General features: G+C 44.0%; 23 protein-coding genes. 7 read left to right on the forward strand and 16 right to left on the reverse strand.

Annotated features, from left to right (window positions below):
* Window positions 1–14: 14 nt before the first annotated feature.
* The 7 genes from DK188_RS01285 to DK188_RS01320 form a co-directional block, all read right to left on the reverse strand.
* Window positions 15–545 (reverse strand): hypothetical protein, encoded by a 531-nt coding sequence (locus tag DK188_RS01285; protein WP_111668970.1) that lies wholly within the window; start codon window positions 543–545, stop codon window positions 15–17.
* 285 nt (window positions 546–830) lie between these two features.
* On the reverse strand, window positions 831–1,898 hold the full coding sequence (locus DK188_RS01290) for a Fic family protein (RefSeq protein ID WP_111668971.1): 1,068 nt from the start codon (window positions 1,896–1,898) through the stop codon (window positions 831–833).
* A gap of 144 nt (window positions 1,899–2,042) precedes the next feature.
* Entirely contained in the window at window positions 2,043–2,693 is a 651-nt protein-coding gene (locus DK188_RS01295) for a YceI family protein (RefSeq protein WP_111668972.1), read from the reverse strand.
* Window positions 2,686–3,309, reverse strand: coding sequence for a dioxygenase family protein (locus DK188_RS01300; RefSeq protein WP_111668973.1), 624 nt, complete (start codon window positions 3,307–3,309; stop codon window positions 2,686–2,688). Before DK188_RS01300 ends, DK188_RS01295 begins: the two co-directional genes overlap by 8 nt.
* 78 nt (window positions 3,310–3,387) lie before the next feature.
* Window positions 3,388–4,215 carry a LytR/AlgR family response regulator transcription factor gene (locus DK188_RS01305; protein WP_111668974.1) on the reverse strand — a complete coding sequence of 276 codons (828 nt, stop codon included), beginning with the start codon at window positions 4,213–4,215 and terminating at the stop codon, window positions 3,388–3,390.
* A gap of 255 nt (window positions 4,216–4,470) precedes the next feature.
* Entirely contained in the window at window positions 4,471–5,583 is a 1,113-nt protein-coding gene (locus DK188_RS01315) for an amidohydrolase family protein (RefSeq protein WP_111668976.1), read from the reverse strand.
* Between the two features lie 93 nt (window positions 5,584–5,676).
* Window positions 5,677–8,229: a M14 metallopeptidase family protein gene (locus tag DK188_RS01320; RefSeq protein ID WP_111668977.1), complete on the reverse strand. Its 2,553-nt coding sequence runs from the start codon at window positions 8,227–8,229 to the stop codon at window positions 5,677–5,679.
* A 92-nt stretch (window positions 8,230–8,321) separates the two neighbouring features.
* Between DK188_RS01320 and DK188_RS21820 the strand changes: the two genes are divergently transcribed.
* The 3 genes from DK188_RS21820 to DK188_RS01335 are packed head-to-tail and all read left to right on the forward strand — an operon-like array spanning window position 8,322 to window position 8,975.
* Complete coding sequence (locus tag DK188_RS21820; RefSeq protein WP_111668978.1) at window positions 8,322–8,573, forward strand: PLDc N-terminal domain-containing protein; 252 nt, start codon at window positions 8,322–8,324, stop codon at window positions 8,571–8,573.
* 7 nt (window positions 8,574–8,580) lie between these two features.
* Complete coding sequence (locus DK188_RS01330) at window positions 8,581–8,805, forward strand: PLDc N-terminal domain-containing protein (RefSeq protein ID WP_111668979.1); 225 nt, start codon at window positions 8,581–8,583, stop codon at window positions 8,803–8,805.
* Between the two features lie 2 nt (window positions 8,806–8,807).
* Window positions 8,808–8,975 carry a PLDc N-terminal domain-containing protein gene (locus DK188_RS01335; protein WP_111668980.1) on the forward strand — a complete coding sequence of 56 codons (168 nt, stop codon included), beginning with the start codon at window positions 8,808–8,810 and terminating at the stop codon, window positions 8,973–8,975.
* Between the two features lie 4 nt (window positions 8,976–8,979).
* On the opposite strand, the gene DK188_RS01340 is transcribed toward DK188_RS01335, so the two are convergent.
* The gene (locus DK188_RS01340; RefSeq protein WP_111668981.1) at window positions 8,980–9,873 is read right to left on the reverse strand and encodes a TIGR01777 family oxidoreductase; all 894 of its coding nucleotides are present in this window, start codon (window positions 9,871–9,873) and stop codon (window positions 8,980–8,982) included.
* A gap of 241 nt (window positions 9,874–10,114) precedes the next feature.
* Here DK188_RS01340 and DK188_RS01345 point away from each other — a divergent pair, with 241 nt between their 5' ends.
* Window positions 10,115–11,329: a voltage-gated chloride channel family protein gene (locus DK188_RS01345; RefSeq protein ID WP_111668982.1), complete on the forward strand. Its 1,215-nt coding sequence runs from the start codon at window positions 10,115–10,117 to the stop codon at window positions 11,327–11,329.
* On the opposite strand, the gene DK188_RS01350 is transcribed toward DK188_RS01345, so the two are convergent.
* From DK188_RS01350 to DK188_RS01365, 4 genes are read right to left on the reverse strand one after another with little or no spacing between them, the layout of a single operon-like run.
* On the reverse strand, window positions 11,326–12,138 hold the full coding sequence (locus DK188_RS01350; RefSeq protein WP_111668983.1) for an ion transporter: 813 nt from the start codon (window positions 12,136–12,138) through the stop codon (window positions 11,326–11,328). The genes DK188_RS01345 and DK188_RS01350 overlap by 4 nt on opposite strands.
* Before the next feature lie 22 nt (window positions 12,139–12,160).
* Window positions 12,161–14,629 carry a bifunctional UDP-N-acetylmuramoyl-tripeptide:D-alanyl-D-alanine ligase/alanine racemase gene (locus DK188_RS01355; RefSeq protein WP_111668984.1) on the reverse strand — a complete coding sequence of 823 codons (2,469 nt, stop codon included), beginning with the start codon at window positions 14,627–14,629 and terminating at the stop codon, window positions 12,161–12,163.
* 1 nt (window position 14,630) lies between these two features.
* Window positions 14,631–15,698 carry a lysylphosphatidylglycerol synthase transmembrane domain-containing protein gene (locus DK188_RS01360; protein ID WP_111668985.1) on the reverse strand — a complete coding sequence of 356 codons (1,068 nt, stop codon included), beginning with the start codon at window positions 15,696–15,698 and terminating at the stop codon, window positions 14,631–14,633.
* Window position 15,699: 1 nt separating this feature from the next.
* Window positions 15,700–16,449 (reverse strand): segregation and condensation protein A, encoded by a 750-nt coding sequence (locus DK188_RS01365; protein WP_111668986.1) that lies wholly within the window; start codon window positions 16,447–16,449, stop codon window positions 15,700–15,702.
* Between the two features lie 176 nt (window positions 16,450–16,625).
* Between DK188_RS01365 and dxs the strand changes: the two genes are divergently transcribed.
* Both dxs and DK188_RS01375 read left to right on the forward strand, forming a co-directional pair.
* Window positions 16,626–18,539, forward strand: coding sequence for a 1-deoxy-D-xylulose-5-phosphate synthase (gene dxs / locus DK188_RS01370; RefSeq protein ID WP_111668987.1), 1,914 nt, complete (start codon window positions 16,626–16,628; stop codon window positions 18,537–18,539).
* Window positions 18,540–18,556: 17 nt separating this feature from the next.
* Window positions 18,557–19,318, forward strand: a complete 762-nt coding sequence (locus tag DK188_RS01375) for an alpha/beta fold hydrolase (RefSeq protein WP_111668988.1) — start codon at window positions 18,557–18,559, stop codon at window positions 19,316–19,318.
* Here DK188_RS01375 and DK188_RS01380 read toward each other — a convergent pair whose 3' ends face one another.
* From DK188_RS01380 to DK188_RS01395, 4 genes are all read right to left on the reverse strand, one after another.
* Window positions 19,319–19,801 (reverse strand): GAF domain-containing protein, encoded by a 483-nt coding sequence (locus tag DK188_RS01380; protein ID WP_111668989.1) that lies wholly within the window; start codon window positions 19,799–19,801, stop codon window positions 19,319–19,321.
* The gene (ribD, locus tag DK188_RS01385) at window positions 19,794–20,822 is read right to left on the reverse strand and encodes a bifunctional diaminohydroxyphosphoribosylaminopyrimidine deaminase/5-amino-6-(5-phosphoribosylamino)uracil reductase RibD (RefSeq protein WP_232825634.1); all 1,029 of its coding nucleotides are present in this window, start codon (window positions 20,820–20,822) and stop codon (window positions 19,794–19,796) included. Before ribD ends, DK188_RS01380 begins: the two co-directional genes overlap by 8 nt.
* On the reverse strand, window positions 20,819–21,610 hold the full coding sequence (locus DK188_RS01390) for a DUF4382 domain-containing protein (protein WP_157963140.1): 792 nt from the start codon (window positions 21,608–21,610) through the stop codon (window positions 20,819–20,821). The genes ribD and DK188_RS01390 overlap by 4 nt, the downstream gene beginning before the upstream one ends.
* A 93-nt stretch (window positions 21,611–21,703) precedes the next feature.
* The gene (locus tag DK188_RS01395) at window positions 21,704–22,513 is read right to left on the reverse strand and encodes a DUF4382 domain-containing protein (protein ID WP_111668991.1); all 810 of its coding nucleotides are present in this window, start codon (window positions 22,511–22,513) and stop codon (window positions 21,704–21,706) included.
* Between the two features lie 117 nt (window positions 22,514–22,630).
* Between DK188_RS01395 and dgt the strand changes: the two genes are divergently transcribed.
* Window positions 22,631–23,974, forward strand: a complete 1,344-nt coding sequence (gene dgt / locus DK188_RS01400; protein WP_111669368.1) for a dGTP triphosphohydrolase — start codon at window positions 22,631–22,633, stop codon at window positions 23,972–23,974.
* Window positions 23,975–24,073: the final 99 nt, after the last annotated feature.

Below are 24,073 nucleotides of genomic sequence, written 5' to 3' on the forward strand. Positions count from 1 at the left end.
ATCTGTGAGTTTTTTTATTTTGAGCTATCCGGCAGGTCAGCAGTAGGAACTTGGGTATCAACGATCATTTTCACCTCAGGATGAATCATCCAAAGTCCGATTGGCCAGAATATCAATAAAAATCCCATACCGATACTTTCTCCATAGCTTACGTCTCCTCTTTTCTTGACCATTTTCAAAATCCGCAATGGGAAAAGATGGACATGAATGATCGCAAACATCAGGTATAAAGAGATCAACATTATCCAGCCTCCTGTTCCGCTTATGTCCTGACCGTCAAAAAGAATCAAAAAGAGAATCATACATCCATCCCAAATCAGCCAGTTGATTACGAAAAGGGTGGTACTGATAGGGAGTTTTCTTGGTAAATATTCAGTGAGCACTATTCCCAAACTCAATGGATAAATTCCAGAAAGAATAAATCCCACAGCTTTGATTAAAGAGCCTGTAAATGGATCTGTGGAAAGGTCAATAGAGAATAATAAGTAAGAGGCAGTTAAGTAGATAAAAATTGCCCATGTGGGAGCTTTGAGGAGTTTTTCCATGTGTGTGGTTTCCCAAAACTATATTTTTCAAACAAAAAAAAAAAAAATTGAACCCCTTCATTTTTCTTTAAATGCTTCCTGAATTTCTGAAAACAGGATTTTATGGTTTACTCGCAACGGTTCCCACTGAAAAAACCTGTGCAGATCAGCTGGATTATTCAGCGAAAATCTACAGGAAAAATGAAGAGTTCCCGCTGATTCCCGCAAAAAAAGTCGCGGATCATCGCAGATTAGTATAGATCGACGAGGATCCGCGTATTTTATCCGCGCAGATCAGCGGGGAAATCACCTGCTACTCAGCAGCGCAAAGAGCTTTTCATTCACATAATAATTCCCGGTTCCTAGCCTTTCCTTTCGCAGGACGCCGTCGGCAGCCAATTGATTCAGGTAATTGGCGGCGGTGATGCGGGAGACACCCAGATCGCGCACGAGAAACTCGATCTTGGTGTAGGGATGCGCAAAGAGATTATTGAGCAGCTCCTGGGAGTAGAACTTGTAATTATTCCGAAGTGTGTTTTTCATTTCAGCCATTAGGATCTTGAGTTCTTCGATCAGTAGAATGGACTCTTTGGCGGTGTTTTCCACGCCCTGAATCATGTAGCTGATCCAACTCTCCCAATCGCCATTTTCACGCACTCCTTGTAGCAATCGGTAGTAATCCGTCTTATTTCGGATAATATGGCTACTGAGGTAAAGAATTGGGAGCTTTTGCAATCCTGTCAACACCAAGTAGAGAATGTTCAAAATCCTACCAGTTCTCCCGTTGCCATCGTAGAAGGGATGGATGCTTTCAAACTGAAAGTGAATAATGGCCATCTTCACCAAAGGATCGTAGTCACTCATCTCCACATTGTGGATAAACTGCTCCAAATTGGTCATCAGGTTCAAAATCTCCTCCGGATCTTGAGGAGGTAAGTAGACATTCTCTCCCGTTTGGGCATTTTTCAACGCTGTGCCGGGAAGCTTGCGAAAGCCAGCATTGTTACCTTCCAAAGTTTCCTGAATTTTTAGAATCGTCTGATTGGTCAACAATCCTTGGGCTTGGACCAATTCAAATCCCCGCTTCATCGCGGCCACGTAGTTTTGCACCTCTTTGATATCAGGAGAGATATTCACCTCGAAATCTAAGTTGGCCTTGTACAAATCATCGTGCGTGGTGATGATATTTTCGACCGAGGAACTGTCCTTCGCTTCCTGAATTCCCAGAGTATTCAACAGAATGATTTGATTGGGAATCGATTGGACTATTCCCTTCAATTCTGCCAAAGCTGCATGCGCTGCAGGCAGTTGCTTGAGGATGGATTTGGTTTCCAAATCCTCAGCATAAGGCAAAGGGATAAGCTTCCAAGACATGATATGTAAAGAAAAATCGATTTTCTTTACAAAGGTAATTCCTTATGTAAAGAAAACAAGCTTTTCTTTACATATAGAAGATAATGTGTAAAGTTTTTCCAATTTTCTTTACAAAGAAAAGATGTTATGAATAGCCGCTTTACTTTATTCCAATTTTGCCTTATCCAGCACGAGCGCAATCCGGAATTCGATGTCGCGATCCACCAAAGTGCGATCTGCCCAAGAGCCTTCATAAGCAATAATCCAATCAAAACGATCGATAAGAAATTGGGCGGAAATGGTGTTACCTCTTTGAATGGCGGAAAAAGTAATGTTTTTGGTAATTGCCCGAATTGTCAAATTTCCGGAAACCTCCAGATTTTCAGATAAATGAATCTTGATTTCGTTGATTTCAAATTCTGAAGTTGGAAAGTTATCCACATCAAAAAAATCAGAATGCATTAAATGTTCAGTGAGGTTTTTGATCGGAATCGGATCGGTTTTAGGGATATCAGTAATAGAAATAGACTTCATATCGATTTCAAATTTCCCTCCTGAAAATCCATTTTTATCCTTCAACATAAATCCTTGAGTGATTTTCACTTCTCCTTCATGACTTCCGGCTCCTCGCATTTTGGTTCCTTTCCAGAATAATTTGGATCGTTCCATATCAAGTTTTATCGTGTCTAGTTCCAAAAGATCAATTTTACTTTGACTTTGTTGCGCTTGAACAAGAGCTTTTTGGACTTCAGAATTTGACTTATCCACACATGAGGATGCCATGATAAGCAGAAACAGCATTCCTATTTTATTCATAGTCAGGAATATTAAGACCCAAAATGATATCCCTTCGAAAAATGAGCATCCCGTTTTCTGGTTCTGGATTTCCGATCCCGGATCCTCCCCGATTGCTGAGAAACGATCGTTTTTCCTGCGTCAAAATCGGGTCATCTTCAAACACGAAGTCATCTAGGTAATACTCGTTTTTGTCCGGCTCTTTGACAGTGAGGTGAATGTGTTCAGGTTCGGTTCGGTCAGGGTATGCAACAGGACGGAACGTGTAAAATGTGTAACGCCCGCTTTGATCTGTTTTGATCCAACCCCGTAGGTATCCGTGTCGTCTTGCCCATCCGGTTTCATTTCCTTTTTTTGGGTAAAAGCCCGTTCTGTCGGTATGGTAGACATAGAGGATAACGTCTTTGGCCGGAGTTTTTCCATCACGCTGAAATACCGTTCCGGTAAGTTTAAGCTTGGGTTCGGTGCTTTCAAAATCCGGTAGCGTATCCACATTAGTCAGGTTTTCTTCCCCAAATTCATAGATCGCTTCGCAACCCTCACAGCTACCGCCAACTGATTTTTGGGACTGCCCGGAGCAGTTGATGCTCAGAAAAATGGAACAAAAGATCAGGCATCGGATAAGGTTTCGGTTCATCGCTTACTTTTTTCTACAAAGTGAGCGAAAGTATGGGAAGCCAGAAAATTGAATCGTCTATCCTGAGTTAATTTTAGATCAACCTGTGGGAGCTTGCTCAAATCTGCTTCGAAAGTCTGGGACGTAATTTCTACTCAGACGAAGCTGCTGTCCATTGGATAGCAAAAGATCGTAATCTCCATTTCCTCGGGAACTGATCGAATCTACTTTTTGGACATTTACCAAGGTGGTTTTATGGATTCGTACAAAGACTGAAGGATCCAGTTTTTCCGAAAATGATTTAAGTGAACCCTGTTGTAAATACTTTCTTTCCTTAGTAAAGAACTCGACATAGGGGGTAGCAGAAGTAATGTATTGAATGGATTCTATGGAAACTTTCTCTATTCTTTTCCCTTTCTGCAAAAGCAAAAAGTCAGGACTTTCAGTTGCTTTTTGCACTTCAGGATTCTGTGATGCTTTATTTGGAATCAGGGAAATCGCGGTGTAGATCAGCAGATATTTGTAAAAATCATTGGAAAGGGAATAGACGACATTTTCCCAAAATCCAAAGGTGTGATCATAGAATAATCCAGAGACTGAAAACACTAAAAAGGCAAAAATCAAAAGGTGGAGCGTCGTAGCCAAGAACACAAAAAAAGACCTGATTGCCCATTTAGAGCGGATTTTCAAAATGATCTGTGAGCTTCGGAAAACAAACCGCAATAGGAATGTGACCGGAATAATCAGCGCCCAATACAGATTAAACAGCAGCGACTCCGAAAAGTAAAACGAGTAAGAATGATACCTCGACTGAAGGAAATCCTGAAAGATAGTCGTCAACAATATTACAATCAAAGCCGCAAGAAATTTAAGTTTTGTCTTAATTCTTGCTTTTCCAAACGTGAAAAATGTAACAGATTTGACCATATAAGAATAACGGATTTTTCATCCAAAAGTCAAAATTGGTCAATCCTATCCTCCTTTTTTGTTTCTAAGATTTAAGTCAATTTTCCATTTTTCTTTCTTCTAAAAAATCGCACCAATAACCCTAGACCTATAAGCACAAAACCACTGATCCTTCCCTGAAACATATCTGGCCAGTTTAAATACCAAAAGATAAGGCCCACCAGAACAAGCGTAAAACCAATTCCGATTAAAATATTTCCAAGTAAATTCATGAGGTCAATCCGGAAACTGTGACTTGTCCATGCCCGGCACAATTCTCAGCGCATTTTTGTAGTAAAGCTTTTTTAAGACCTCATCAGGAAGTCCCAAGCCATACATCGCCCAGAAGGCATGGTACTTTTTGTAATAGGGAAAATACTCATCCTCAGTCTCCAGCACGCGGAAGTAGGTATGGAATTCCTGGGGATTGTAGGCGTCTTTCCCGAAGAGAACCCGATCTTGGTATTTGATGAAAAATTGTTTGGCACGCTTGGGCTGCCTGCCAAATTCCGCGATTACAGCACCGATTCCAAAGTTGACATTGGGGTACTTTTCAAGGTGTGCTTCAGCTGCATCCAAATCATTGGCCATCCAGCCCATGTGCGCATTGATGAAGGTAGTCTTTGGATGCTTCGCAAAAACATGGTGCTGCTCGGCGATGATCTGCTCAAAAGGAACAGGGTCTGTCGCAGATCTTTTTCGGTTTGGGTTCAGCTTCAGTTCCAACCAACGCTCATTGGTAGAATCCATAGGCTGCCAAAACTGTGCAGGATCCGCGGAGTGGATGATTACAGGAATCCCAAGTTCGCCGGCTTTGGCCCAGACAGGATCCAGATCCGGATGATCTACGGGAATTCTTTTTCCATTGATATCTACCGAGTTTAAGCCCAAACTTTTGTATATCTTCAGCCCTGAAGCACCTGCTGCCACATCCTCTTCCAGCTCTTTGACCGCAATTCTGCTCCATTCTGAGTCTCCGAAGCCCGCAAAATTCAAGTTGGTGAACACCATGAATCTTCCCGGTGCATGGGTGTTGAATTCCTGGATCATCGATTTGATGTATTCTTGTTGCGTATTGCTATCTCCCCGACCAAATCCCCTGCCACTAAGATTCACCAAAACGCCCATGTTCAACTCATCCATTTCTCGGACGAGTTGGTCGATTTTGGCTTCATTGATCCCCCCTTGATGGCTGTGGATATCTACGAAAGGGAATTTTGCGCGAGTGACTGGGTTTTGGGGGACCTTGAGTGTGGAGGGTGGGTTGTAGTTTTCAAAACTCATTTCCTGAGCCATGGAAACGCCTGCCGAGATAGATAGTGCGGCAATTAAAGGTAGGATTTTCTTCATGTTCGCTTTAACTGAAACTTGCTGAGAATAGGTTTGGATTTTCTTTGAGTGGAAAAAAAGAAATCCCGACGGAAAAATCGGGATATCAATCTGTTAACGTGTCGTGCCTCCGTCAATGACTTGACCGAAGAAGATGGAGTTCATAAACAGCTTATTCGTGCCAAACCAGAATGCACGGAAGTTTGGATTGTCTGCAAATCCAATGATTCTACCTCTTCCCACACCTGATATTCGAATCACACTTCCATTCTGAATGCCTGGAAGATTACTTGGATGAAGGTATCCTGAAGCTAGCGGGCTTTCGGTGTATACCAGAGGATTGGCATATGGGTTTGTAGAAACCTCCATAAAGAAGTTGTCATTTCGGAAAGTGTAGATTTCTTTTTCCGAATAGCCATACCCGATTGGATGAGTTACATCAAGATTTGCCTTGAAGATTGCACCAAAAGTTCCTTTTGCACCTGTCGCATTTTCGAAATCCGCATAACTTTTTTGTAGGCCTTTCTCTGAGTTATCCACAGTTCTGAAAGTGAAATTTCCGACTTCGTTAGCAGCTAGGAATCGAATTGCCCCGCCTTTTGCTACCAATGTACCACCTTTGGAGGTCCACTCTTTTAACTTTTCGGCACCCATTTTTCCTAGAGAATTGTAGTTGCCATCTGCCATGAGGATTACATTATATCGGTCTAGATTTGCCATACCTACTGATCCCACAGGCAGTAAAGTCACTGGCATTTTCATTCGCTGATCCAGCAAATGCCAGATTTCACCTGCTTCGCCGCTATCCACGCCTCCATCAACCAACAGGGCAATTTGAGGGGTTTTCAGCGGAACCATAAATGTTGATCCCAGATTGGCTCCACTAGTATATCCTGTGGTCAAAGCGTTGATTTCTACATGAGCCTCAGAAGCTATCGCCTGAAGTTTCGCAAAAAAGGCTTGATCGTCCAGTCCTGACTCCCCTTTGTCTATCAAAAGCGTACCTCTGCCATAGGTCTTTCCGGCTGCAGTGGTGAATTCAGTATTGGATACACGGACTAAGAAACCTGCTTTGAGCAATTGATAAGCAGCTTTGGGAGCGTAGTAATCCGTCCACTCCATGGCATATTGATACGCTCCTGCATTCCCGTTGACCTTACCTGGGGCAAGCGAGAAATTGGATTTATCCACTTGTCTGACACTGGCGAGATTGAGGATCTTACTGTTGAGCGCCATGTAATCCAAGTGGAAAGCCATGGGATAGGTCCAAGCCGAAATATCATAGAACAAGCTGTCTTTGAAAGTAGTGCGAGTCTCAAACATTGCCTTGATCAGCCTGTATTGCGGCTGATCGGCTGGGACGATGTAGGAAGTTTCCTTTTTAAATTCCTTTCCATTCACCGTGATGTTTTCATTCAAGGCAAAGACTTTGATGTCGTGCTGCAGAATCAAATCAGCCAAATGGAAGCTTCTCGCATCATCTTCTTTTGCCCCGAAAATATAGGCCTTGTTGACATCTACGTCTGTTTCTTTTTTGATTTCGGAGTAAAAGTCCTTCATCCATTGATTCAGCTCCACCCGCATTTCTTTGGCGGCTTGGTAGGAAGAAAGATTGGCAGTAAACTGATTTCTGATTGTAAACGGAAAACTCAACATGCCATTGGCACTTTCTTGCAGATGTCCTCTGGAGCTAGCCTGCTCAAAAAGGATCCCAATAGACCCCTGTACATCGGGATAGGTGGAGCCTTTTCCATAATAGAAGTCATCGTAGTTCTCCTGATTGTAATACAGGGAACCGATTTGGTCTAGAGCTTTTGCATGGTAGGTCCCGATTTTTTCGGTCAATTCAAAGTTCTTGTCCGGCGTCAAGGGGTGCATCCGGGAAGGAACCCCCGGCTGAAAAAAGAAGGTGCTGTTCGTCCCCATTTCGTGGAAATCCAAGTGGATGTTTGGCAGCCAGCTTTGAAAGACTCTGACCCGATTTCTGGACTCTGGGTGCTGTACAGGAAGCCAGTCGCGGTTTAAGTCAAACCAATAGTGATTGGTACGGCCTCGTGGCCAGGCTTCATTGAGTTCTCGCTGAGCCGGGTCGCCGTTCATGACGAAGGCTTTGTGGGAATTGACCCAAGAGGCAAAGCGATTCAACCCGTCTGGATTGATCGCAGGGTCAAGCAAAAGCACGATATTTTCCAGATCTGCTGCGATTTCATTTGCCGCAGCAAAGTGATACGCTGCTACCAATGCGGCATTGGCTCCACTTGGCTCATTGCCGTGGACTGAATAGCCCATAAACATGACCACGGGCATATTTTCTATGGAAACGGAGGCATTGGGATCTCGGAGTTTGGCCCGCTCGGCTTTGATCTGATCCAGTTTAGTGAGATTAGCAGGGGAAGTGATCGTCAAGAGTGTCTGCGGTCTTTTTTCATAAGATCTTCCTGTTTCTTCGAAAATCACCCGATCAGATTTCTCGGCAACAGCTTTCATGTACATCACCAGCTGATCATGAGTGACATGCCATTCGCCTACCTCATAGCCTAAAACGTCTTTTGGGGTAGGTATTGCGGGATTATAGGTGAAGCCTTTGGGAAGGTAATAACTCAGATCCTGTGCGAAACTGAGTGAATAAAATAGAGCTAAAAGCACTGCTAGGGTGTACTTCTTCATGAGTTGGGGTTTAAACTTTGGACTAAATTCTTACTAAGTTTTATCAAAAAAAGCTATTTTGGATCGGTGGTAAAAATAATTGAATAAACGATATGGAATTGATAACTCAAGGATATGGTTTGCTGATTTGGCAATTATCAGGCCTTATTTACCTTGGATTTTGGGCCTATGCGCTTTTTGATTGCCTGAGAAGTGATTTTCAGGGACCAAACCAAAAATTGATCTGGTTGATTTTGATCCTTTTTGCTCCGATTATTGGTACATTCCTTTATTTAAGTATGAATCGGCGGACCAAAGTGAGGAGAACATTTCAACCTAATTTTCACAAAAAGACGCATTACTAATCGAAAAATGACAGCACTATTTATTCAAAACATGGGAGGAGGAATAGCTTTTTTATTCCTTTTATTATCGGTTTTCTATTTTTTCCTTTGGATCTATTGCCTGATCGATGTGATCCGTTCTGATTTCAGGGATCAAAATATGAAATTGATCTGGGTGGTAGTTATACTCTTTGCGCAGGTGATCGGGCCGATCGCCTATTTGATATTAAGAAAAGGATCTAAACTGAACTGAGCATGTGGAAATTTCTAGGAATACTAGTTTATGCCTATACGATTTATGATGTGGTGACCAGCAAGTTTGCCAATTCCAATGACCGGTTGATCTGGATTTTGATTGTTCTTTTGGTCCCCCTTTTGGGGACAGTGCTTTGGTTTGCTATCGGGAGGAATAAAAGGCTTTAGTCAATCAATTGTGAAAAATGTCTTTCAGCGCAGCTGAAAGCTCATAAAACTCAAACTGGAATCCTGCCTTTTGGATCTTTTGACAGGAAACACGATTTCCGCCGAGTACCATCGCTGCCATCTCTCCCAGGACTAATTTCAAGGCAAATCCAGGAACTCCGATTCCAATGTAAGGCTTTCCTTTTGCACTGGCAGCTTCTTGGGTCAGTTGTTGATTGGTGGCCGGATTAGGTCCTACGGCGTTGTACACTCCCTGGAGTGTGGTCTTTTCCAAGGCGAAAACAAACATTCGCGCCAGGTCTTCAATGTGGATCCAGCTCATCCATTGATCTCCCGAACCCAGTGGAGCGGCTACGGGTGGCTTGAGCATTTCGCCCAGAGCTCCTCCTTCTGCATCCAAAACGATTCCGATCCGCAGAAGTACTGTTCGTAGGTCGAGACTTTCCATTTTCTTAGCTTCACTTTCCCAAGCCTTTACCACTTCAGCAAGAAAATCTGAACCCGAAGGACTCGTCTCATCCACTAGTGCTGTTCCGGTATTAAATCCATAATACCCGACAGCTGATGCTGAAATAAAGGTATTGGGACGTTGATCTGATTTTTCCAAGGCATGGTACAACAACTGGGTACTTTGAGTGCGAGATTGTAAAATCAGTTTTTTACGCTCTGGGGTCCACCGTTTTTCCGCCACACCTGCACCTGCCAGATGAATGATGGCGTCAGCCCATTCGATGGCTTTTTCATCGATCTCTTGCCTTTCAATATTCCAGATAAATGATTTTCGGCCGGATTGTGAAGATCTGCTAAGCCAAGCTACCTGATATCCCTTTTTTTCAAGTAGGGAAGTGATTTGCTGACCTACTAGGCCCGAACCGCCGGTAATTAAAATATTTTGCATGAGTGACAATTTCTAAAGTAACCTGAAATACCCGGAATTGGTTGAAATGCCCCTGAGAAGATCTTCTTTAATTATAGAAAGTTCCTACGGGTACATTCCAGGTGCTTATTTTTAAATCAAATTATAAACAGATATAATGTACGATTTCGAGACAAGCGTCCGAGCATTTGGTTTGGGTTTAAATTATTTGAATGTATCTCTAGTTGATGATTTCGACTTATTTTGTACCAAATCCTAATTTGTGAATAAAAGACAATTTACGCGGTATGTTATCCTTTGGCTTAGCCTGGCCACTTTGGCAGGGGTTTTATCGGGTTCAGCATCAGCGATTTTTTTGGTTTCACTGGATTGGGCGACCAATCTTCGCGAAGCTAATCTCTGGTTGATAGCCTTACTACCGTTTGCAGGCTTCGGGATTGGTTATGTGTATCACCATTATGGGGCCAATTCTGTAAAGGGCAATAATTTTCTACTGGAGGAACTCTACAAGACCAAAAATCCGATTCCTTTGAGAATGACTCCTTTGGTACTTTTTGGGACGATTTTTACGCATCTCTTTGGTGGATCAGCGGGACGGGAAGGTACAGCGGTTCAGATGGGTGGTTCATTAGCCGATCAATTGACTAAATGGTTTTCGCTCAATGAAGAAAACCGGAGACTAATCCTCATTTGTGGAGTAGCAGGTGGATTTGCCTCGGTTTTTGGAACTCCGCTCGCTGGGGCGATTTTTTCACTTGAGTGGATGTTGACCCGGAAATTTCGGTGGGAATCCCTTTTTCCTGCATTTTTGGCTGCATTTGTCGCAGATTGGACTTGTGAATTGCTATGGGGTGTAGGACATACTGGCTATGCTATTTCAGATATTCCGATCCATTCCTTGGCTAATTTGGCTTGGGTGATTCCGGCGGGGATTGCCTTTGGACTTGCTGCCAGGCTTTTTGCTGAGACAGGACATGGGGTTTCGGCGGTTTTCCTCAAAACTATCTCCTACCCACCACTTCGGCCCCTTGTGGGGGGAGTTTTGGTTGCATTGATTGTCTATTTCACCGGATCGACGACCTACATCGGACTTGGAGTTCCTAGAATCGTGGAGGCTTTTGAGGTTCCCTTGCCGTGGTATGATTGGTTGGTAAAGACTGGTTTGACGGGATTGACTTTGGGTTCAGGATTTAAAGGAGGAGAAGTGACTCCTCTATTTTTCACTGGAGCGACTCTGGGCAATGCACTGGCATCATGGATTCCATTGCCTTTGGCCCTTCTGGCAGGGATGGGGTTTGTGGGAGTTTTTGCTGGAGCGACGAATACTCCGATGGCCTGTACCGTGATGGGTATGGAGCTTTTTGGCTATGAAGCTGGGATTTTTTTGGGATTGGCCTGTCTGATCTCCTTTGTTGCAAGCGGAAGAGGGAGTATTTACACTGCTCAAAATTTGGAAAAGAAATACCGACCCGGTTAATCCGGAATTTGCTCTCCGCAGTTTCTGCAATATTTATCGCCTTTTTCCAGGTGATCAAACCCACAATGGGTGCAGCTCTTGGCATGTTCAAAGTGCTCAGGTTTTCTTCGTTTCGCCATTTCTGAACTCACTATTCCCGTTGGTACGGCAATAATTGCATAGCCTAGAAGCATGATGAGTGAGGCCAAAAGTTGACCAAATGGAGTCTGTGGAGTAATGTCTCCGAAGCCAACTGTAGTCAAAGTAACTATCGCCCAATACATGGCTACAGGAATACTGGTAAATCCACTTGCAGGCCCCTCTACCACAAACATCAAGGTGCCCATGATCAAGACAATGGTCAAAACAGAGAATAGGAAAATCTGGATTTTGGTGGCGCTGGCCTTCAGGGATTCCCTCAGAAAATCCGCCTCCGAGAGGTATCTTCCAAGTTTTAGAATCCGGATCACACGGAGTAGTCGTAAGGCTCGAATCACCGAAAGAAGCTGGGTATTCAAAATGAAAAAACTCAAATAAACCGGCAGAATAGCCAATAAGTCTACTATTCCGTAGAAGCTTGTCACGTATTTGAGTGTTTTGCTAGTCAACCATACCCGTAGCATATATTCCAGAGTAAAGAGTAAAGTAAAAGCTAACTCAAGGATGTAAAAAATCTCCCCATATTTCAAATGAAGGGAGGCCACGGAGTCAAGGATAACTACAATGATGGATCCGAAAATCAACCAAAGTAAAACCAGGTCAAAAGTTCGGGAAGCTTTGTCATTAGATTCAAAAACAATATGAGCAAGTCTCTTTTTCGTAAGGAACATGGGGGAATTTAGAAAAATTACCTTAATCTAAGTAATATACCCGCTTGACCCGGGTACTGATATTGGTCAGTAACTCGTAGGGGATCGTGCCGATTCTGTCTGCAAGTTCTTTCAGCGAAACTTCAGCACCGTAGATGATTGCCTCATCTCCAGCAGATACGTCGATCAGACTGACATCTACCATGGTCATATCCATACAGATATTTCCAACTACAGGAGCCTTTTTCCCATGAATGAGAACATATCCTTTGCCTTGCGAAAACCGCCTGTCGTATCCATCTGCATAACCGATGGCTAAGGTGGCTATTTTCCCGCCTTCGGGGAGTATTCCTTTTCTGGAATAGCCGACTGTAGCACCTGCAGGTAGTGATTTCACCTGGGAGACAGTGGTTTTAAGCGTACTAACAGACCGTAGATTGCTGTCAAATTTCCCTGTAACCTCGACACCATAGAGCCCAATTCCCAATCTGACCATATCCATCTGATATTCTGGATAACGAACGATTCCGGCTGAATTGAGCGCATGGATTAGAGGCTTGTAGTCCAGATTGGCTTCAATGGCTGTTTTCATTGCTGTGAACAAGCGCAATTGCTCCAAAGAAAATGCCTCATGCACTTCTTCATCTGCTCCTACGAGGTGGGTATAGATACTTGCAATTTTTAACTCAGGGAAGTCAAGGATCAAGCCCTTCAACTCCTCCAAATGTTGTTTTTCAAACCCTAATCGATGCATACCTGTATCCAGGTCCAGATGAATGGCAATTTGTGCTTGGTGGTTTTTGGCATAGTTCCCAAGTTTTCTGAAAAACTCAGGACTAAATACTACCGGCTGTAGGTCATACTCCCTGATCAAATCAAAGGATTCTTCCACCGGATTGAGTACCATGATAGGGAGTCTGATCCCTTGTTTTCTTAAAACCACCCCTTCATCTGAAAATGCCACTGCCAGGTAGTCTGCGCCCATGGTTTGCAAATGATTGGCGATTTCGGCAGCCCCTCCACCGTAGGCAAAAGCCTTCACCATGACCATCATTTTGGTTTCTGGGCGGACCAGTTTTTTGAAAAAGTTAAAATTATGTGTCAGGGCATTGAGGTTGATTTCGAGAGTGGTACCGTGGATGCGCAGCTGGAGCTTATCGACAATACGCTCAAATGCAAAGGGTCTAGCACCCGTGATTAGGATCAGGTCATTTTGGAACGCTTCCAGATCAAGGGCTTGAAGCAACTCTTCTGTAGACGGATGATTTTCAAACTTTCCGGGGAAAAACTCCTGAAGTCGCCCCACTTCTTTCCCCACTCCGATGATGTGATCCAATCCATACGATTTGATCAGTTCGGCGACCTCGATGTAGACTTTTTCGGGGATACCTTGCTGTAAAAGATCTGATAGAATCAGGATTTTTCTTCGTTTTGGACGCTGCTGACTAAGGAACTCTAGAGCAACCTTCAGCCCTGCGATGTCATTGTTATACGTGTCATCGATCAGCAAAGAATCATTCAATCCCGGCTTCAGCGTTAACCGCATATCAACTGGCTTCAGGTGATTTAACCCATCCTGAATGGAGGTAAACTCCTGTCCCAAGGTCAATGCAGCGAGGATTACATGGGTGATATTTTCCACCGAGGCCGAATCGGTAAACGGTACCTGAAAGGTGAACGTATTGAGCATCTTGTTCACCAAAATGATTTTGCTTTGCGATTCTTGCTTTTTCACCGAGACGGAATAATCCGCTCCGGGATTAGTGGACCAGCTAATCAGTTTTTCCTGCGGGAAAGCCTCTTCGATAGCTTTGCTAACCAGAGATTGATCTTTGCAATAAATGAGCAGCTTGCTAGAGGTGAAAAGCCTCAGTTTCTCAATGATTTTCTCGTGAATGCTGGTAAATCCCTCCTCATGTGCCGAGCCGATGTTGGTAAAGATCCCCAAATCTGGCCGAATCATTTCCGAAAGTGTTGCCATTTCCCCTTTTCTCGAAATGCCCGCTTCAAGTAAAGCGACTTGGTGATAGGGCTTGATTCCAAAGATAGACAGCGGAACACCCACTTGGGAATTGTAGCTTTTGGGACTTTTGGCTACGGTAAATTTTTCACTCAACACCTGCCCCAGCCACTCTTTGACGATGGTTTTTCCATTGCTTCCCGTAATTCCTACGACGGGTTTATGGAATTGGCTCCGTTGGAAAGCGGCAATGGCCTGAAGAGCCATCCGTGTATCATTCACCTGAACGAAGGTAGCTTGCCGGGCTAGTTCGGCATCGATTTGCCAATCGGAATGAACTAAAAAAACCGAAATACCCTCTCGGATGATCTTGGGGATATAAGCTGCTCCGTCTGCTTTGGCTCCACGAAGTGCCACGAACAGGCATCGATCCGGTTGGATGATTTGCCGGGAATCAATGCTGATCTGCCAGATCGTACCGGAAAAATCCCTTCCCTGGACTTTTCCTTGTGTGATAGATATCAGTTGAGCTAGGGTTAAGTCACTGCCCATTTTATTCTTCTTCGAGTGCTTGTTTCTTTTTGAAAAATACCTGTCGGATCCAGCGAGGGAGGAAAATTGCCCCTAAAATCAGGTAGGGATAATAGGAGAAAAGTCTCCAGACAATGCTGGTCACAAAGGTGTAGCTTCCCAGGAATTGGGTAAAAAACTGCGCATAGAAAAACTCCGCTGTCCCGCTGCTTCCCGGTGTTGGCGAGATCATCATTACGATCCACATGATCACCTGCCGGGCAAAAACGATAATTTCCTGTTCCCAGGTTAAGGGTACAAATGCTGAAATCAGCGCATTCAGCATCAGGTAGCGTGAAGTCCAGATGAAAATTGTTGCAAAGATTATTTTGACCCAATACCGATAGTTTTTGCCAGTCAGTTGCCTTGAAGCTTCTATGATCTGGTCGCCATATTCCTGTGCGTCATGCTTCCATTTTCTAAGAAACTTGATCGTGAAAATTTTGATCAATACCCATTTGAATACCCTTGGTCGGAAAAATAGAGCCAATGCCATCACCAAGCTATACCCTGCATACAGGCTATAACTGACCCAGAAAATTGCCTGAAGGCTATTTTCCATTTGGGTCTCGAGGAGTTTGCTGTCCGGGAAAATATTTCCTTTGGCAAAAAACAGAATGATCGGAGCCCCAATGACGAAAAAGAGATTGTCCAAAATCGCCGTCACCATGACAAAGGCAATGGCTTTTCCCATTTTGATTCCTTCTTTATTCAAGATAAAAATCGCCACAGCTGTCCCGCCTACTACAGAGGGAGTCACTGCCGAGGCAAATTCCCATAGGATGATCACATAAATGGCTCTAGTCCAAGTGAGGTGCCGGTCGGTGATTTCCCTGATCCGGTAGACGTAGCCAAAATCCCGAAAAAACAGAACCAGAATGGCAAAAAACAACCAGGGAATCGAGGCGTCAAAAACCCCCTTGAGCGAATCGGCTGTGATCGAAGGATCCAAGTAAAACATCGCAAAGACTATCCCCAATCCAATGAGGACGGGTACCCATACCTTATTAGGGTTCAGCGTCTGAAAGATCTTTTTATTGTCCAACTTCATATCAGGCCGCAGCGATTGGCTCAGTCTTTTCTACCCAAAAATTATTGTATCCTTCTCCAATAATGATGGTGACAAGGGATAACTGGAGAAGTTCAAGTATGGCCAAAAACGTATAAATCACAAAGATTTTTTCGGGGTTATATTGGATGAATTCATCAAAAGGGACCTGTTTTTTGAAGCTGATTTTCTCCAAAACAAAGTCCTTTTGTTGCTCAATCGTGTAAGGGTACTGAATCACAGTGTGTTTGGTTTCATCCACACGTGAGGCAAGACGGGCCATGCATTTTTGGAATACTTTCAACAGCTTGTAGAGGTCTACGTGCTGCATCTCCGCTTCAACGTCATCGTTTTTACTAAGTTCCAAAAGTTCCTTGGCCAGATTCCCTCTTTTCTCTTTGGACAGGCGATCAGACTCAAGCTGAGCAAGATCTCCGATGACAGATTTGTATTTTTTGTACTCCAAAAGATTTCTGATCAACTCCTCCCTTGGGTCAATTTCTTCTCCTTTTTCATTCAGCTCTGGCCTAGGTAGAAGCATTCGTGATTTGATTTTCATCAGTGTGGCAGCAAAGAGAATGAAATCACTCGCCACCTCGATCTCCATTTTCTCCAAATGATGAATATACTCCAGAAAATCATTGGTAATCTTGGAAATGGGAATGTCATAGATATCCAGTTCGTCGCGCTCTATGAAGAACAGCATCAGATCAAAAGGTCCTTCGAAGAGGGGTAATTTGATATCGAAACTCACCGGATAGTTATTTTTATTAGTTAATTTTGCCGACTATTAGCCAAAGATATCCAATTAAGCTAAATTAATCCGAGGCAGAAAGAATATAGCAGGACCGTGAGGTTGATCCTCGCACGTAATTTGTAAACAAACTTATTCGCCTGCTGTTATCTTTTTCAATTCCAATACTTCAGCCAATGCAAATCACCCCCGGAGAACTACTCGCCCAAATCAATACTCCAGAAGACCTGAAGCAATTTCCTAAGGACAAACTCGTCAAAATCTGTGACGAGCTCCGTCAGTTTATTGTAGATAATGTCTCGGTGTATGGGGGACATTTTGGTGCAAGTCTGGGCGTAGTCGAATTGACCGTAGCATTGCATTATGTACTCAATACACCTGAAGATCAGCTAGTGTGGGATGTAGGCCATCAGGCATATGGGCACAAAATTCTTACGGGTAGAAAAGATAAATTCCACACCAACAGAGTCTACGGCGGTATTTCCGGTTTCCCAAAGCGTAAAGAAAGCGAATACGATACTTTTGGCGTAGGCCACTCGAGTACTTCTATTTCTGCAGCGCTTGGAATGGCAGTAGCCTCCAAATACAAAAACTCCAACATACAGCACGTCGCTGTAATCGGTGATGGATCTATGACAGGCGGAATGGCCTTTGAAGCCATGAATCATGCAGGAGTCAGTGATACCAATCTCTTGATTATCCTCAATGATAATTGCATGTCTATCGACCCCAATGTAGGTGCCTTGAAGGACTATCTCACCGATATCACAACTTCTCACACCTATAACAAGGTGAAAGATGAGGTGTGGAAAATGCTTGGCAAGCTTAGTAAGTTTGGCAGCAGTGCACAAGAAGTCATCTCCAAAGTCGAAGGAGCCATCAAATCCGCTGTGCTCAAGCAAAGCAATCTTTTTGAATCGTTGAATCTTCGCTATTTCGGGCCAGTGGATGGGCATGATGTGAATCATCTGGTCGAAATATTAAATGATCTGAAAGACATACCGGGACCTAAAATCCTACATTGCATCACAGTCAAAGGAAAAGGCTATGCCCCGGCCGAGAACGGCAATAAAACTACCTGGCATGCACCGGGGACCTTTGATAAAGTAACTGGAGAGATCTTCAAAAAAGTACCTACTACACCTCAAGCCCCAAAATACCAGGATGTGTTTGGCCATACGCTAGTGGAACTGGCGGAAATGAACCCCAAAATCATGGGAGTCACGCCAGCGATGCCCTCCGGCTCCTCTCTCAATATCATGATGAAGGCGATGCCGGACCGTGCTTTTGACGTAGGCATCGCAGAGCAGCATGCAGTTACATTCTCAGCGGGACTAGCTACCCAAGGCCTTGTTCCGTTCTGTAATATTTACTCTACGTTTATGCAACGGGCTTACGACCAAGTGGTCCACGATGTCTGTTTGCAAAATTTACCGGTAGTCTTTTGCTTAGACCGCGCTGGTTTTGCAGGAGCGGATGGACCTACACACCATGGTGCATATGATATTGCGTATTTCCGCTGCGTCCCCAATCTTGTCGTGTCTTCTCCAATGAATGAGGAAGAGCTTCGAAATCTTATGTATTCCGCTTCCCTCCATGAAGGACCTTATTCCATTAGGTACCCGAGAGGGAATGGTGTCATGCCACAATGGAAAACACCCTTCAGACAGATTCCGGTCGGCCAGGGTAGAATTGTAAAGGAAGGTAAGGATGTTGCTATCCTCACAATAGGTCATATTGGGAATTATGCCGTGCAGGCGTGCGCCACTTTGGGTAAAGAAGGTATGGATCCGGCTCATTTTGATATGCGATTCGTCAAGCCTTTAGATGAGGAGTTGTTACATGAGATTTTTGGCAAATTCAAGAAAGTGATCACCGTCGAAGATGGTTGCCTGATGGGAGGATTCGGTTCAGCAGTCTTGGAATGGATGGTTGATAACGGTTACGCTGCGCAGGTAAAGCGACTAGGAATTCCTGACGAAGTTATCGAGCATGGTGAGCAGATCGAATTGCATCGAGAATGCGGATTTGATCCTGCGGGAATTGCAGATGCGGTCAGAAGCCTTGCTGAAGTTGCTCATAGTTCATAAAACCCCTCTTTTCACTCATGATTCATTTTTTTGAAAAAGGAAAAGGTCAGCCTTTAGTCCTTATTCACGGATTTTGTGAGACTGGAAACATGTGGAAGGATTTTGCCGAAAGCCTTTCTCCCAAATTTCATGTTTTTTGTCCCGATTTACCGGGAATAGGCGGCTCGCTAATTGAAGGAGATCAGATTTCCCTTGAGGAAGTAGCCGTGATTCTGGAAGATTGGATGGAAGTAAACCAGATCCTAGACCCAATCGTGATTGGCCATTCACTGGGAGGATATGTTGGGCTTGCGCTGTTGGAACTGATGGGAAATCGCATCAAATCCATCGGTCTTTTTCACTCCACCGCCTTCTCAGATGATGCGGATAAAAAGGAAATGCGAAATCGGACGATCACATTTCTTCGAAAAAACGGTGTGGAAAAGTTTGTGACTTCATTTGTCCCACCACTTTTTCCTGAAAACCGGAGGGAGGAATTGGCTCAAGAAATCGAAAAAGCAATCGAAGATGCAAAACGATCTACGCTGAAGGGTTTGATTGCCTATGCAGGTGCGATGCGCGATCGACCAGACCGTTTAGAAGTTCTGAAACATTATTCTGGCCCGAAACTATTGATTGCAGGAACAGAAGACGGTGCTGTTAAAATCGAAGCCAGCCGAGCGCAAAGAGACGCATTTTCCCACTACATCGAACTACAGGGTGTAGGACATATGGGAATGGTGGAGGAAAAAGAAAAGACGCTGGAGATTGTTAACGCTTTTGCATTAGGATCAATTTGATCAAATTGTTTTGCTCAATATCCCCATCAACTCTTCCAGATAGTCCTGATCGGTCTGATCAAAATCTGCCAAAAGATCGCTGTCGACATCGAGTACCATTGCCACCTCATCTCCTTTAAAAACAGGCACGACGATTTCGGACTTGGAGGCTGAACTGCAGGCGATGTGGCCAGGAAAAGCATCTACATCCGGAACAAGTTGCGTTTTTGCTTCCTTCCATGCGGTACCACAGACGCCTTTGCCAAAATTGATTCGGGTACAGGCGATTGGCCCCTGAAATGGCCCTAGAACCAACTGCTCATTTTTTACTAAATAAAATCCCACCCAAAAAAAACCAAAGGCTTCTCTCAATGCCGCTGCGATATTGGCAAGGTTGGCATACAGATCAGGTTCGCCAGAGATCAAAACCTCAATTTGAGGAATAACTGCTTCGTATTTTTCAACTTTGGTACCTGCTTCGGGGATAAATAAGGATTCAGACATGGTGGTAAATGGTCAATAGATCTTCTCCGATATGAAGTGTTTCGTCTGGGTTTTGGTTCAATTCAGGTGCAGGAATTCCGGTGTGAAATTTAACTTTTCCTGTAAAAACTCTGGCCTCATCCCAAAGTCCACTTTCTATAAAATTTGCTAAAACCCTGCTTCCCCCCTCTACGATCAGACTTTGGATCTTTCGGTTTTGTAGTTCATCTAGAATATCCGAAATCGAAAAACCTGAGGCCAATTGAACTAAATCAAGGTTTTCTGAAGATTCTGATTTTGTTAAGTTGAACCGAATAGTAGGCGCTGATCGATTAAACAGATTTAGACTTTCTGGTAGTTCCAGTCTGGAATCCAATACCATCCGAACTGGATTTTTTCCGACCCAATCCCGGACATTCAGGCTTGGGTTATCGTGAAGCGCAGTGTTTTTTCCAACCAAAATTGCATCTTCTTCGGCTCGCCACTTGTGAACTAACTGCCGACTTTGTGTTCCGCTGATCCATTTCGAGGAGAAGTCTTCTCTGGCTACATACCCATCAAAAGTTTGCGCCCATTTTAAGATGATATAAGGTCGTTGTTTTTCGATCTGGGTGAAAAACCGTCTGTTCTGCCCTCGTGCTTCTTTTTCCAAAAGCCCTGTTTCGACCTCTATTCCGGCATTTCTGAGAATTTCAATCCCCTTTCCACCAACCAATGGATTGGAATCGAAAGCGGCTATCACTACTTTTTTCACCTGCTTTTCCACAAGTAGGTTTGCACAGGGTGGCGTCTTGCCCCAATGTGCACAAGGCTCCAAAGTCACATACACGGTGGAGTCGCGAAGTAATTCTTGATTTTCTACCGAATGAACGGCATTGACTTCGGCATGAGGCCCGCCATAGATTTGGTGGTAACCTTCTCCGATGATTTTATCTTCATGGACGATTACACAGCCTACCATGGGATTTGGACTGACTTTACCGCGACCGTTTTCGGCGAGTTCCAAGGCCCTAATCATGTAGCGTGAATCCCTTTCTATCATTTCCTGGTCAAGGTGATGCGTTCCAAAGCTTTGGTTTTGCCAGGCTCGATGATTACTCCTCTGATCGTGTCGGTATTGTAGCGTGAATCTTTTGGATCAATGAAAACATCGTAGGTGCCGGGTTCCAATCGGAAAGTAAAGTTTCCGCTGGAGTTGGTATGGGTACTGATGGAGTCACCTTGCTGGATTGCATAGATCGCCGGACGAATTTCCGCAGGACTGGTAGATCCTGTCAAGTCACTTCGCCCAATTCCCGAATAAGCCGAAATTGTAGGATTAAAATTCACTGTCAGCGGATTTGAATTTGCGACTTGAATCGACTTTTCCAGGTCAAAATCCAAAATGAGGTCATACGAAAAACCCTGTTCCAGATCTAAGGAAATGGGTAAGAAATAATCCGTATTTCCCCCAGGGAGATTCAGCGCATACCGGTCTTCATCGAGATAAAGGGAATTTTCTGGACCAAGTCTAAGCGTGATTCCGGTGATTTGGCCAAGTTGCATCTCATTTCTGGCGACTGGAAGTGCAGTCCCGCCGACCAGCTGCGAGATATCGATCAGTTTGTCTCCGGGCTCGTAAGGCCAAAACAACTGCTGAACTTCACCTCCGCGGCCATTTGGTACAAACTCCAGCTCCACGCCTTGAATTTCGACAATGACCGAATCCCACTGTGCAGGAGCATCAATCAAAAGTACGTTGACTAGCGCTTTGGGACTGTCATCAAATTCTTTGCATGACCAGATCAAAATCGGGAAAAATAGAATCAGAAGAGGCTTAAATCTTTTCACGGGGTAAATTTAGCCCAAAACTCATCAATCCCGGTAGTTTGCCTGCTTAGAATGAAAAGAAAATGCCGGGAGCTTGGCCAACATTTTCTTCCGTTATTTCAGTGTGAGTGTCACAGCTGGAACTGAGGTAAGCTTTCCTGCCTCCACAAGTACATCGGCTACGGTGACGGGATTGTAAGCCTCATTTGGAGTGAAGGTAATGGTATATGTTCCAGGGGCGATGCCTTGAAGTACATAATTGCCGCTTTCACTGACAAATGAATCGTATACTTGGCCTCCGCCACTTACAGTCACTTGGATAGGTTGAGCTTCGATCGGAAGCACCTGACCTTGTAGACCTTGTGATTGCTCAAGAAAAGCACGTAGTACTGGCTTAAGGATGATATTCCCAGAGTTTCCTGCAACTACGATAGATTTCGCTACATCAAAATCAATAACCAAATTATATTCACTTCCAGCTTCAACAATTTGATCTACTTTGATTTTAAGTCCGCTTTGCTGTGCACTTGGAGTTTTGAGTTCAAATCTTTCACCATCTTTCATCAGGTAATTGTCCTCTCCAAGAATTAGACGGACCTGATCTATCTCTCCTTCCGGGAAATCATCCGTACCAAGCAAGAGGGAATTTCCACCAGTCAGGTCTAAAAGATTGATATACCTGCTGCCTTCAAAAATGATTTCTTCCCAAGAATCATCGTCTTCGGTCATTTCACTCTCTTCATAGTCTGCCTTCACACGGAGGGCAAGGACCTCAATCCATACTTCATCAAAAGCAACCGTTGGCGCATCGACCAAATAGAAATTAACTTTAGCCTGACCGGATTTTGGCGCATCGTCAGTATCACAACCAAAAGCAGCCAAGAAAATTAAGCTGAGGAAAAGAAAATTTGCAATTTTTTTCATCGGGATGTTAGTTAGGTTCAGTCTGTTTTCAGCCCACTAAGTCCAATCCCCATGCCAACACATCAAAGTTTTATTTAATACAAGATTAATCTCAGGAGCTTTTTAATTTTGGGGATGATGAAATGGGAAAAATTGCTGGCAAGCGGTCGTTTTGGAGAAACTCCAAAGTCGCTCAATTTGGAAACCAGCAGAACAGAATTTGAAATTGATTACGACAGGATAATTTTTTCAGCGCCTTTTAGGAATCTACAGGATAAGACTCAGGTTTTTCCACTTCCAGAGCAAGCCTTTGTCCACACCAGATTGACTCACAGCTTGGAGGTGTCCAGTGTCGGCCGATCGCTGGGTAAATCTGCAGGTGAGATCCTTTTGGAAAAATATCCAACCCTGGAGAAATCGGGTATTTCTGCTTCGGCGATCGGGTCTATTGTCGCCGCAGCTGCTTTGACACATGATATTGGCAATCCTCCATTTGGCCATGCGGGAGAGGAAGCGATATCGGACTTTTTTAGATTTCATGCCTACGGCAAAGTCTGGGAAAAGCATGTCAGAGTCGACCAATGGGCAGATTTAGTTAATTTCGAGGGAAATGCCCAAGGCTTTCGGATGTTGGTCTCGAAGCAATTTGGCCTGAACTTGACTTACGCGACACTTGCGGCTTTTACCAAATATCCCCGGCCTAGCTTCATTCCCCAGCGTGATATCGCCAGAAAAAGCCAGAAGAAATTCGGATTTTTTATCAATCAACTGCTTGATTTTGAAATGATGACCGATGCACTTGGCATCGAGAAAATCAGTGCAGAATCTTGGGTCCGGCATCCACTTGCGTTTCTAGTAGAGGCAGCAGATGATATCTGCTACAATATCATCGATCTCGAGGATGGCTGTACGATGGGCTTGGTGAGTTTTGAGGAGACGGTTAGTCTGCTGAAACCCATTCTAGGAGAGCGATTTGATAAAGAAAAGCTCAAAGACCGGACACAGGCCCAGAATTTGGGTATTCTTCGGGCCATAGCAATCGGTCAATTGATCCGAGAGACCGTGGAAGTATTTGACAAATATGAGGAAGGAATGCGCAAAGGAAATTTTGACAAAGCGTTGACTGACATCATTCCCTCAGCCAAAGCGCTGGCACAGATTTCTGCCACTTCAATAAAAAGTATCTACCGCTCCAAGGTGGTATTGGAGAAAGAGGCCGCAGGTTTTCAGGTTTTGGAAGGATTGCTTTCGGTTTTTTCTCAGGCGCTCTATCACCAGTTTTATCATCCTGATCTCTTCTCCGGGCAGGATAAAAGTATTTTGAGACTTCTCCCAGAAGATTTTCCCCTCAAGGGCTGGGGTGCTGAAGTGAATCCCTATCCCATGCTGAGAAGCCTAGTCGATTTTATTTCAGGAATGACAGATAAGTATGCCCTCAATCTCTACCGACGGGTGAAAGGGATTTCATTCCCAGGAGTCTAAGATTTTCCTGCTGATTTTCATTCGTCGAAGGATTCTGTTCATTCATCGAAAAAATCATTTCATTCATCGGGACTTATTTTCCTTTGGGCTCATTTAACT

Origin of the sequence: Algoriphagus litoralis (assembly GCF_003259255.1) — a bacterium.
GTDB lineage: Bacteria > Bacteroidota > Bacteroidia > Cytophagales > Cyclobacteriaceae > Algoriphagus > Algoriphagus litoralis.